This is a genomic window from Pseudomonadota bacterium (assembly GCA_039815145.1).
GTDB lineage: Bacteria > Pseudomonadota > Gammaproteobacteria > Steroidobacterales > JBCBZW01 > JBCBZW01.
The window spans coordinates 1-12207 of the sequence record JBCBZW010000141.1 but is presented as its reverse complement, the minus strand read 5'-3'; the positions used below and the strand labels follow the sequence as shown (position 1 = coordinate 12207).

Below are 12207 nucleotides of genomic sequence, written 5' to 3'. Positions count from 1 at the left end.
GCATCTTCGGAGCCGGGCTTCCTGCGCGCCGCCGCGATCGGCGCGCCCGTGTTGACCTCGCTCCTCAACACCACCGTCGATGCGGTGGCGGCCAACGTCGCCCGCTATCGTGAGGCCCTCGCCGAGCACGGGTTCGATCCGTCCAGCCGGCGCGTGGCCATGATGGTGCACACGTTCGTGGGACCCGATCTTGCAAGCGTACGCGAGCAGATCGAAGCCCCCTTCCACGAGTACCTCAAGTCCCACTATCACCTGCTCGACGGGCTTGCGCAGAGCCTCGGGCTTGGGGTCAGCATGGACGACCTGACGAGCGCCGACTTAGAGACGCTCCTGCGTTTCGGTTTCGAAGGCTTCCTGGACGGGCGTTCACTAATCGGCGGCGTGGGGGACCTGCGCCCGCACGTGGAGGCTTTCGCACGCGCCGGCATCGATGAGCTGGCCTGCCTCATCGACTTCCACCCCGGCTACGACGAGGTGATGGGAAGTCTCCAGTATCTCAGCGCGCTGAAGGAGGAGTGCTTCGGGCTCGCCTCCGGCGCGACTGCCTGACGCCGCAGCCCACGCCATGTCCCTGGCCGACCGCTTAGCCGCCCTTTCTCCACAGCAGCGCGAGCTGCTGCGTCGACGCCTGGCCGAACGTGGTCGTGAGGGGGACCTCGACGGTGATCTTCCCGACCGCACCGCGGCGAGTGCCGAGGGGGCGGAGATGAGGATTCCGCGCCGGGCCGCGGACGCCGAGCTGCCCCTGTCTTATGCCCAGGAGCGGCTCTGGTTCCTCAATCATCTCGAGCGCGACAGTGCGTTCTACAACATTCCGATGGCCTTGCGCTTGCGCGGGCAGCTCGATGTCGACGCCATGCGTCGCGCCGTCAACGCGGTCGTTGAGCGCCATGAGGTGCTGCGCACGAGCTTCAGCGCCGACGGTGGCGTGCCGCATCAGGTGGTGCACGACGAACTCGCGCCCGGCTTCGAACTGATCGATCACGCCGAGGTGGCGCCGGACGAACGTGCGCGAGTGCTGGAGCGGGTAACGCGCGAGCACGCCAGTCGGCCCTTCGATCTCGCCAACGGCCCCCTCGTCCACCTGACCATCGTGCGCTTTGCGGACGACGATCACGGTCTCCTGCTGTCGATACACCACATCGTCGGGGACGGTTGGTCGCGTGGCGTGATCATGGGGGAGCTCGAGCAGCTGTATCGGGCTTTCACGGCGCGGCAGCCGTCGCCGTTGCCGCCGCTGGAGATCCAGTACGGTGACTTCGCCGTGTGGCAGCGCCGTTGGCTGTCTGGGGAACGCTTCGAGAGCGAGATGCGCTTCTGGGAAGAGCGTTTGGCAGGCCTGCGCGAACTGCGCCTGCCGACCGATCGGCCGCGTCGGCCGGACACGGTGCATCAAGGCGCAAAGTTGCTGCTCGTGCATCCCCCCGAGCTGCTCGAGCGAGTGAAGCGATTTTCGGCTCAGGCCCGCGTGACGCCGTTCATGACCTTGTTAGCCGTGTTCAAGGTGCTCCTGCAGCGCCTGTGTGCAGAGGACGACGTGGTGGTGGGGGTGCCGACGGCCAACCGCAACTGGCCGGCGACGGAGCCGCTGGTGGGTTTTTTCGTCAACTCCCTGGTGATGCGCACCGATCTCGGAGGCGACCCCTCCTTTAGCGAACTGCTGAACCGAATCCGCCAGACCACCCTCGGTGCCTTCGAACACCGAAACGTGCCCTTTGAACGCGTGGTCGAGCGCCTACGTCCGGACCGCGTACTTGGCCGCAATCCGCTCTTCCAGGTGACCTTCCAGTACCAGGACGGGAGCTACGGCCGGCAGAACTCGCTCACGCCACAGCACGATTTTCCTGGTCTGACGATCGAGCGCCTGGCGGTCGACACCGGCACCGCCCTGTTCGACCTCAGCGTCAACATGGGCGAAATCGACGAGGGCCTGGGGGTGCTCGTGGAATACTCCACGGCGCTCTGGGACGAGGGCCGCATCGACGGGCTGATGCGCCAGTTCACCACGCTGCTGGAGGATGCCATGGCGCGGCCAGAGGTGCCGCTGCATGCGCTGACCTGGCTCGATGGCCAGGACCTCGATCGTGCAGACACCTTCGCCTGTCAATCGTTGCGCGCAGGGGAGGCAACGCCCCTCGGCAAGCCTGTGCACCTGCGGGTCTTCGATCACGCGCGTTCTCATCCGGGAATGGCTGCTGTGGTCGATGCTGACGGCGTCACGCTCAGCTACGGGGAGCTCGTCAGCGGTGCCCTAGCGCTCGCGAGTGCCCTCATCGCTGCCGGTGTCGGCGACGAGGATGTCGTCGTGGTGTGCCTGCCGCGCGGACCTGCCATCGCCCTGGCACCGCTCGCGGTGCTCATGGCGGGCGCCGCGTACCTGCCGTTGGATCCCGCGGATCCCGTGCGCCGTCGTCGCGCCACGATCATCGATGCAGGGGCTAGCCTCGTGCTGACCGTTGAGCGGCAACTCGCCGACTTCATGGGCATCGAGGTCGGCGACGATACCGTGCCGGTGCTGGACGTAGCGCCCTACGCAGGCCGCTGCGGCGCCGACATCACACCTTCGCCTGACTATGCCGCACCCACCAGCGTGCACGCGGAACAGTTGGCTTACGTGGTGTACACGTCGGGCTCCACCGGCAGGCCTAAGGGGGTGGGCGTCTCGCATCGGGCACTGACGCACCTCGTGGCATGGCAGGAGGCCCACTGGCCCATCGGTCCTGGTCAGCGTGGCACCTCGCTCGCGGGCCTCGCCTTCGACGCCATCGTGTGGGAATTGTGGATGACCCTCGCCACCGGCGGCACGCTGGTACTGCCGGCGGACGAACTGCGCCTGGATCCACCGGCGCTGGCGGCGTGGCTCGTAACGCAGCAGATCAACGTGCTGTTCGCTCCCACGCCGGTCGCGGAGCGCCTGCTCGACGAGCCCGCACTAAAGGCCTCAGAGCACCTACGCGCGCTGTTGGTCGGCGGAGACAAGCTGACGCGCCGGCCCTCCCCATCGCTGCGCTTCGCCTATGTGAACTGTTATGGGCCCGCCGAGAACGCGGTGGTGTCGAGCAGCAGGCAGGTGGTCCCTGCAACGCAAGGTGGTGTCGAGGCGCCGCCTATCGGGAACCCGTTGCCTGGGGTGGTGGCGCGCGTGCTCGATCCATCGCTGCGGCCGGTGCCGGTGGGAGCACCTGGTGAACTGTGCCTGGGCGGTCGCGGTCTGGCGCGGGGCTACCGCGGGCGCGCAGCCCTGACGGCCTCACGCTTCGTACCCGACCCCTGGGCGACGACGCCCGGCGAGCGTCTCTACCGAACCGGTGACCGGGTTCGTTACCTGGCGGATGGGCAGCTCGAGTTTCTCGGTCGCACCGATCACCAGGTGAAGATCCGCGGCGCACGCCTGGAACCCGGTGAGATCGAGGCGACCTTGCTGGCCCATCCGCAGGTGCGTGAGACGACGGTGCTGCCGGTGGATCGCGCAGGTCAGCGCGCGCTGGTGGCCTTCTTCGTGGCGGAGCAATCGGCGACTGAGGGTGATCGCGTACGCCGCGAAGCCACCCACGTGGACGACTGGCGTCGCCTCTACGACACGGCCTACGGCGGTGAGCGCGAGGCCGAGGACGCGCGGGATGCGCGCTTCGACCTGGTCGGCTGGCACAGCAGCTACAACGGCAAGCCCATCCCGCGCGAGGAGATGCGCGCGTGGGTTGACGAGACCGTGGCGCGCATCCGCGAGCTGGCGCCGAGACAGGTGCTCGAGATCGGCGTCGGCACCGGCTTGCTGTTGTACCGCCTGGCGCCCCACGTGGAGCGCTACGTTGGCCTGGATTTTTCAGAGCAGGCCGTGAACCGTGTCCGCGAGGAGCTCGCTCGGCCCGGCGGTGGTATCGACGGCGTTCAGGTGCACCTGGCGCCCGCGGACCAAGCCGCGACGCTGGTCGACGCCCGATCGGTCGATACGGTGGTCGTCAACTCCGTCGCCCAGTACTTCCCCAGCATCGCCTACCTCGAGAGCGTCCTCGACGGGGCGATCAGCCGTGTCAGGCCTGGCGGGCGCGTCTTCGTGGGCGACCTGCGTGCGGCCGATCTCGATCGCGCCTTCTACGCCAACGTCGCCCTCGCCCGCACCGCCGCCGACGAATCGATCGCCCAGCTGGCCCTACGCGCCGAGGAGGCCGCTGCGCGGGAGGATGAGTTGCTGGTCGCTCCAGCGTTCTTCCACGCCCTGGCCGCACGCCAGCCGCGGATTCGTGGCGTACGGATGCGGCCGAAGCGGTTCGACGCTGCGAATGAGCTTGCGCAATTCCGCTACGACGTCGTGCTCGAACTGGATGAACCCTCGGTTGCCGCCGCGGAGGACCTTTGCTATCGGAGCTTCGACGAGTTCGCGGATCTGCAAGGCTTAGCCGCGTGGATGGCGGAGCGGCCGACGGGGCAGGCTGTCGTGATCGGCGCGCTACCTAACGCGCGGGTGGCTATGGCGCAGCGGGTCGGCGAGGAACTGTTCGCCCCCGCCGCGAGCGACGGGCGTAGCGACGATGCAGCTGCGCTGGCGAGGCGCGCCGCCGCCAGCGTTGCGGAGGCGATCGACCCCGGCGTGCTGTGGTCCCTCGGGGAGCGCCACGGGGCACGCGTCGACGTGCGCCTCGCGGCTGCGGGCGATGGCACCCTGGAGCTGCACCTCGGGGCGACGGGCACAGCGCCGCTGGCAACATCGTCCGCGCACGTAGATCTGGCCGTGTACGGACGCGCCCCGGCGCAGGACACGTCCGCGGGCGAACTCGCCGGAGACTTGCGCGACTATCTCGAGGCCCGTCTGCCGCGATATATGGTGCCCGAACGGTTCGTGGCGGTAACCGCGATGCCGACGACCTCGCGGGGCAAGCTCGATCGCCGCCGCCTGCTCGCGCTGGATCCCGGTCGTGGCAGTAGCGAGACGTCGTACGTGGCGCCCCGAAACGAACTCGAGGCAATCGTGGCCGCGTCCTTTGCCCAGGTACTGTCCGTGGACCGGGTGGGCATCGCCGATGATTTCTTCGATCTCGGCGGCCACTCGCTCCTGGCGACTCGCGTGATTGCCGACCTCGAGGAGAAGCTCGGATTCACCATCGAACTGCGCACGCTCTTCCAGGCGACCACGGTGACGGACCTGGCAGACGTGCTAGGCACGCTAGGAAATCGAGGAGGTGACGCGGGCTCGATCCCGGATGGTGGGACCACGGCATCAGGTGCCGACGCCGCAACGGCGGCAGCACTGGGGTCACGCGCACCGTCGATCCCCCGCCATGAGCGCGGCGATGATCCCGTGCCCGCCTCCTTCGGCCAGCGGCGACTCTGGTTGCTGGAGCAACTGCTGCCCGGCACCGCGGTCTACCACATGCCCGCGCGTGTGACGCTCCGCGGACCCCTCGATGTGACCCAACTGCGCGCGGCGTTGGACAGCCTACTCGCGCGCCATGAGCCCCTGCGTTCGGGGCTGCTGGCGCGTGCTAGCGCGTCGTCGGAGAAGGACGTCGAGACGACGATCAGACGCCTTAGCTCAGCGGGAGAAGCGTCAGGATCGGATCGCGTCGCGCCGGCGCTCGATGTGGTTCAGGTGGTGGCGGCGCCGATGCCGATGCCATTCGAGTTCGTCGACCTCGCGAGCATCCCGGAGCAGCACGAGCGTACCGTCCGCGCTGAGGAGCTGGCGGCGGCGGCCGCCGCCAAGCCCTTCGACCTGACGTCGCCGCCCCTCGCGCGGGCACTGCTGATCAGGCTGAGCGAGCGGTGCCACGAGTTGATCGTGACCCTTCACCACGCGGCCGCGGACGGTTGGTCGGTGGGCATCATGCTCCGAGAACTCGCGATCACCTATGCTAGGCGAGGTTCCACTGGCGAGGCGGCGGAGTCTGCCCTGGGGCGGCTGCCGATCTCCTACTCGGACTACGCCGTGTGGCAACGGCGCTACGCCAGCAACGACGAGGATGTCGCCTGGTGGCGGGAGACGCTGCAGGGGGCCCCGGCGCGACTCGCTTTGCCCACGGATAGGGCTCGCCCGCCGGTCCCGAGCTTCCGCGGCGAGCGGGTACCGGTGTCGCTCGATTCTGGCGTCCTGGCGACGCTGGACGAGCTAGCTCTCCGCCACCGTGCCACTCGCTTCATGGTGGCCTTAGCTGCGTGGCAGGTGGTGCTTCGGCGCATGTGCGACGAGCAGGATTTGGTGATCGTCTCACCGCTGGCAGGGCGGCGACGGCCCGAGACGCACGGGCTCGTGGGCTTCTTCGTGAACTCCGTTCCCCTGCGTGTGCAGGCGAAGGAGGAAGCCACCTTCGAAGAGCTGTTGGAAGCTACGCGCTCGACGAGCCTCGCCGCATTCGATCACGCGGAACTGCCGTTCGAGGTGATCGTGGAAGCGGCGCGTCGGGATCGGGACCTGGAGGCAGCGCCTTTCGCGCAGGTCGCGTTCGCCCTGCAGAACACGCCGGGCGGCGTGTTGCAGGTCGATGACCTCGAGATCGCGGTCGAGCCACTCGACACGGGCACTGCGAAGACCGATCTATCGCTCTTGCTGGATGACCCGTCGTCCGCGCTTGGTGAACAGCGGGGGTTGGGGCTCACGGGCGTACTCGAGTTCTCCAGCGAACTCTTCGAGCGCAGTACCGCGCTCGCCATTGCGCGTGCCTTCGAGGAGACCGTGGCGACGGCCACGGCGGACCCCGCCCAGACGGTGGCAGCCCTGGCCGCTCGCTTGTCGCTGCCCACGTCGAGAGATGCCCCGGGCGCGACGACTGTGCCAGCGTCCTCGGCGGTGCTCGGCGCGGATCGCGACGCGTCGAACCTCAGCGACAACCAGCTGCTCGTGTGGACCGGACACCGCCTCGATCCCACGCTTCCATTGCACCTGCTGGCGATTACCGTCGAGATCGAGCAGGCGCTCGATGAGGCGCGGTTCCAACGCGCATTTGCCGCCCTGGTCGAGGGCAGTGATGCGATGCGCGCCTGCGTCGTGGAGCGGGACGGAGTGCCCCAGCTGCTGGTGAGCGAGCCATCGGAAGTCGAGCTGGCGGTGCTCGATCTGTCCGAGCTCGACGATCACCAGTTCGCACAGCGGGTTCGGGAACTGGCGTTTGAGCCGCTCGACATCACCCAACGTACCTATCGCAGCGTACTCATTCGGCGTGCCCCGGAGCGCTTCACATGGTTGATCGTCCAGCATCAGATCGTGTGCGACGGCGAATCGATGCAGCTCATCGTCGAAGGCGTGTCGAGGAGGTATCGCCTACTAGGCGAGCCTTCGGGCGATCCGGCTAGATTGACGCTGCCGCCGTATCTCGAGCACCTAGCCTGGGAGCGGGAGCAGCGCTTGAGCGGTGCGCTCGACGATCATCGTGCGCACTGGGAACAACTACTACGCAACCGCCCTGAGCCACCGCGGTTCTACGGCTCGACGGGGATAAAGCACGGCCTGAACGCGAGACGCGTCGACGTGCCGCTAGCGTCACCCATAGCGACCGCCTTAGACGAGGCCCTGGTCCAGTTGTCTAAACGGCCGCGGCCGCATCCGGTTATGCGCTTGCGTCTCTTCCTTGCGCTGTTGGTGGCCTTCCTGAACCGCACCGCGGGCGTCGAGGCGGTGGTGGTGGGCATGCCCTGGCGCAATCGCGGGCGACGCACCGCACGGGGCACGCTTGGACTGTTCATGCGGGTAGTGCCCGTCGCCATGACCGTGAGCGGCCGTGACACGTTGGCGAGCCTCTTCGAGCGTACGGGGCCCGCCGTGAAGGAAGCACTGCGCCACGGTGAGCAGGTAGTGCGTAACCCCGTCGATGCGCCCCTCTACGATGTCGTGCTGAATCTGCACACGGCGAAAGCCGGCGAGTTCGCTGGCGGCGCCGTCGAAAGCCGTTGGTTACACACGGGCCTCGGCCTCGAAAGCCTTTCGGTGCAGTTGAGTGACTTCAGTGAGAAGGGGCAGCTCTCCCTCGCCATCGAGCTGCACGAGGACGTTTACGACGTCGAGCACGGTGAGCTGATGGCGCGTCACTTCTGCACGCTGATGGCCCAGTCTGCCGCGGCGCCCTCGCGGCGGCTCGACGCCCTCGCGCTGGAGACGCGTGCGGGCGAGGAACCCGCGGTGCCCACGCTGCCGCCGTTGCCGCGAGGGCTGCAGGTGCCGTCGACGGCCGAATCGTCCTTGGTCGCTACGTCCGCCGCCGGCAACGCCGTCGCCGAACCGAATGCTGCGTCTGATGGCCACGTGCTGGCGGAGTTCCGAGCACGCGTGGCCGCAGCCCCGGACTCACCTGCCATCGCACTCGGTCAGCGTACGGTCAGCTACGCCGAACTCGATGGGCACGCGCAGGTCGTCGCTCGAGAACTCCTCGCGGCTGGGGTCGTCCGGGGCGACGTTATCGCCCTCGTGTTGGAGCGCGGGGCAACGGTGATCGCTGCCATGCTCGGCGTGTTACGCGCCGGTGCCGCCTTCATGGTCATCGAGGGGACTACGCCGACGGAGCGCCGGGAGCAGATGCTGGCGCAAGCCGACGTGAAGCTGCTGCTGGTCGCAGAGAATGACTCGTCTACGCCCGCGGATCCGGGTGACCGAAAGGTCGTGGAGTGTCCGGATCTGGACGCTGCGGCGGTACCCGTAGCCGTCGCCACCGGCGCCCCTGGAGCGGGTTTGGCGTTACCGCGGGTCGACCGACTCGATGCGGCCTACGTCGCCTTCACATCCGGCTCGACCGGGCGCCCCAAGGGAGTCGTTGTGGAGCATGGGGCGCTTGCCAGCTTTGCTCGGGCGGCGGTCACCACCTACGGGTTCGCGCCTGCGGATCGCGTCCTGCAGTTCTCATCGCTGGCCTTCGATGCATCCATCGAGGAGATCTTCGGCGCGCTGCTGGCGGGTGCGTGTCTCGTGCCGCGCGACGCTGCGATGCTGGTGGATCCGGCGCGTTTCGTGGAGCGCTGCGCCGAGGCGGGCGTCACGGTGCTGGATCTGCCCACCGCCTACTTCCAGCAGCTGTCCCGTACGCTCGCCGAACGCGGCCACTCGCTGCCGGCATGTGTGCGTCTGATCATCCTCGGCGGCGAACGTCTGGTGCCGGCAGCGCTGGCCCCGTGGCGAGAGGCCGTGGCGACGGGGCAGCCCTCACCGGCCATCGTGAACAGCTACGGCCCCACGGAGACCACGGTCGTCGTCAGCGCCCACCTCGTCTCGGAGGAGGCGGAAGATCCGCGGCGTGCCGAGATCCCGATCGGCAGCGCATTTGGCGAAGCGCAGCTCTACGTGCTCGACGCGCAGGGCGCGCCCGCGGCGGTCGGTATCGTTGGGGAGCTCTACGTGGGCGGTCCCACGGTGGCGCGCGGCTACGCGGCAATGTCTGGTGCCACGGCAGCGCGCTTCGTACCGGATCACCTGTCCGGGAGGCCAGGCGCCCGTCTGTATCGGACTGGGGACCGGGTGCGCCGCCGAGGCGACGGCGCCCTCGAGTATGTCGGCAGAGTGGATCGCCAGGTGAAGGTGCGTGGGCACCGGGTCGAACTCGCCGAGGTGGAGCGCGCCATCGCGGCGATGGCAGAAGTGAGCGAGGTTGCCGTTGTCGACATCACCGCCAGCGATGGTGTTGGTAAGGTGCTGGTCGCCTTCGTGGTGAGCGAGACGCGCGAATCGGTCGACCTGCGCGCCGCGTTGGGTTCGCGCCTACCCGCCTTCATGGTGCCGGGGCGCTGGGTGATTCGCCAAGCCGCGCTTCCTCAAGATGCGCGCGGCAAGGTCGATCGGCGTGCGCTTCGATCGCTGGTGCCGACGCAGGCGAGCGCGAGCGCCCCGCACGTGGCACCGGCCAGTGAGGTGGAACGGGAGGTGGCTCGTTGCTGGGAAGCGGCGCTGAACGTCGAGCGAGTCGGTGTGCACGACAACTTCTTCGAGCTCGGCGGTACGTCGCTCACGCTCGTCCAGATGCACCCCATGTTATCGGAGCGCCTGGGAGTCTCGATCGAACTCGTAGACCTCTTCCGTTTCCCGACGGTGCAGACCCTTGCTCGCCACGTGACCGGAATGGCCGAACAGGACAGCGCACAAGTGGCGCAGCAGCGGGATGAGCGGGTGTCGGCGCGACGCGAGGCGCTGGAACGACGGCGCTCTCGGGCGCCGAGCACCGGGTCCCCTAGCCAGGCCGCTGACGCGGATCAGCAGACCCGACGCCGCGACGACGCGTCGCAGGCGCAGCCGTGAGCCGGGCCATGCAACGGCCGTCGGTGCCGGAGGATGCTATCGCGATCGTGGGGATGTCCGGTCGCTTCCCAGGCGCGCCCAGCGTGGCGGCCCTATGGGATCTGGTGCGCACGGGCGGGCGGGGCATCAGAACCCTGTCCGAAGAGGAACTGCAGGCCGCAGGCGTTCCCGATAGGCAGCTCCGGGATCCGTCCTACGTTCGCGCGCGCGGCGTGCTCGATGACGTGGCGGGATTCGACGCCGCGCTGTTCGGCATGAGCCCCCGCGAAGCGGCGTTCACGGACCCGCAGCATCGGCTGTTTCTCGAGTGTGCCTTCGAGGCGCTGGAGGACGCAGCCATCGCCGCCGGGGGAGATCTGCGCGCGGGGGTCTTCGGGGGCGTGAGCTCGAGCAGCTACTTCGCCAACCAGATCCTGGCCGGTGCTGATCCGTTGCACGCGGACGGCGCCCTGATCGATCGCCTGCGCCTGGGGTCGCTGGGCACGGAGAAGGACTTCTTCACGACCCGCGTGTCCTACCGTCTCGATTTGCGTGGCCCGAGCGTGGACGTGCAGAGCGCCTGTTCGTCTTCCGCGGTGGCCGTGCACCTGGCGGCGCAGTCGCTCCTGATGCACGGCTGCGATCTGGCGCTGGCCGGCGGTGCATCCGTATTCGTGCCGACGACCCAGGGCTACGTGGCGCAGGCGGGCGGTGTCCTGTCCCCCGACGGCCATTGCCGGCCCTTCGACAGCGCCGCCCAAGGTACCGTGCCTGGCAGCGGCGTGGGCGTGGTGGTGCTTCGACGATTGGAAGATGCGCTGGCGGATGGTGATCCGATACGAGCCGTACTGCTCGGCTGCGCGATAAACAACGACGGCGCCGTGAAGGTAGGGTTCGGCGCGCCCGGTGTGGACGGGCAGGCGGAGGTGGTGGCGGAGGCGCTGGCCGTAGCGGGCGTTGATCCGGGCACGATCGGCTACGTGGAAACGCACGGTACGGGCACGCGCTTGGGTGATCCTATCGAGATCGCTGCGTTAAGACAGGCACTAGGCGGTCCGGCGGAAGGCCCGTGTGCCCTCGGCGCGATCAAGGCGAGCATCGGTCACCTGGATGCCGCGGCAGGGATCGCCGGACTGATCAAAGCGGTGCTCGCCCTGGAGAACGCCACGCTGCCCCCACAGCCGGAGTTCGAGGCGATCAATCCGGACATCGGGTTGGGCGAGCGGTTCTACTTACCGCAGTCCGCCGGCGATTGGATTACGCCGAACGGGGCACCGCGACGAGCGGGCGTGAGCGCGTTCGGCATTGGCGGAACCAACGTGCACTTGGTGCTGGAGCAGGCACCTGTGCAAGCCGAGGCAAATGATGCAGCCGCGCCTCTCGCAGCTGTCTCCAGTGCGCCTTCTGGAGCGCAGCGTGCGCCGGATGAGCACCCCTGCCCCGTGCTGCTGCCATTGTCCGCGCAGACCCAGGCCGCGCTGGCGGCGCGCGGCGAAGCGCTAGGCGCGGCGTTGGACGGACCGGTCGCTGACGCGTCCCTGGCAGACGTCGCCGCGACACTTCATCGCGGTCGGCGCGTGATGGCCGCGCGCTGTGCAATCCCCGCGTCGGACGCGGCTGACGCCGTGGCACGCCTGCGTACGCCCGGGGCGCTCGCTCCCTCGGCACCGATCGAACGCATCGTCTGGTTACTCCCCGGGCAAGGCGCGCAGCGACTCGGCCTGGCCCGGCAACTGCTGGCGGTCGACGCACGCCTGCGTGAGCATCTCGCACGCCTGTGCGGGAAACTCGAGAAGCTCCTGGGCTTCGATCCGCTCCCCTGGTTTGACCAGGCGGCGCAGTCTGGGCCAGGCGACGCTGGCGCCATCGACGACACGGCCTTCGCGCAGCCCCTGTTGTTCGCCCTCGAAGTGGCCCTCGGCCGATGCTGGCTCGAGCGGGGCGTCGAACCGACGATGATGCTGGGCCACAGTCTCGGCGAACTCGCCGCCGCTTGCCTGGCCGACGTGTTCACCGAGGAG

At 68.5% G+C, this 12207-nt stretch carries 3 protein-coding genes; all 3 read left to right on the top strand.

The features are described 5' to 3' along the window. The coding region (locus AAF184_21710; protein ID MEO0424967.1) for an LLM class flavin-dependent oxidoreductase at positions 1-549 on the top strand (549 nt) is incomplete at its 5' end. Between the two features lie 16 nt (positions 550-565). Then, positions 566-10207: an amino acid adenylation domain-containing protein gene (locus AAF184_21705; protein ID MEO0424966.1), complete on the top strand. Its 9642-nt coding sequence runs from the start codon at positions 566-568 to the stop codon at positions 10205-10207. An 8-nt stretch (positions 10208-10215) separates the two neighbouring features. After that, a partial coding sequence (locus tag AAF184_21700) for a type I polyketide synthase (GenBank protein ID MEO0424965.1) occupies positions 10216-12207 on the top strand: 1992 nt, incomplete at its 3' end.

Bases quoted from the DNA above. Each gene is read 5' to 3' on its own strand.
- AAF184_21705 (MEO0424966.1), top strand. From the start codon at position 566: ATGTCCCTGGCCGACCGCTTAGCCGCCCTTTCTCCACAGCAGCGCGAG.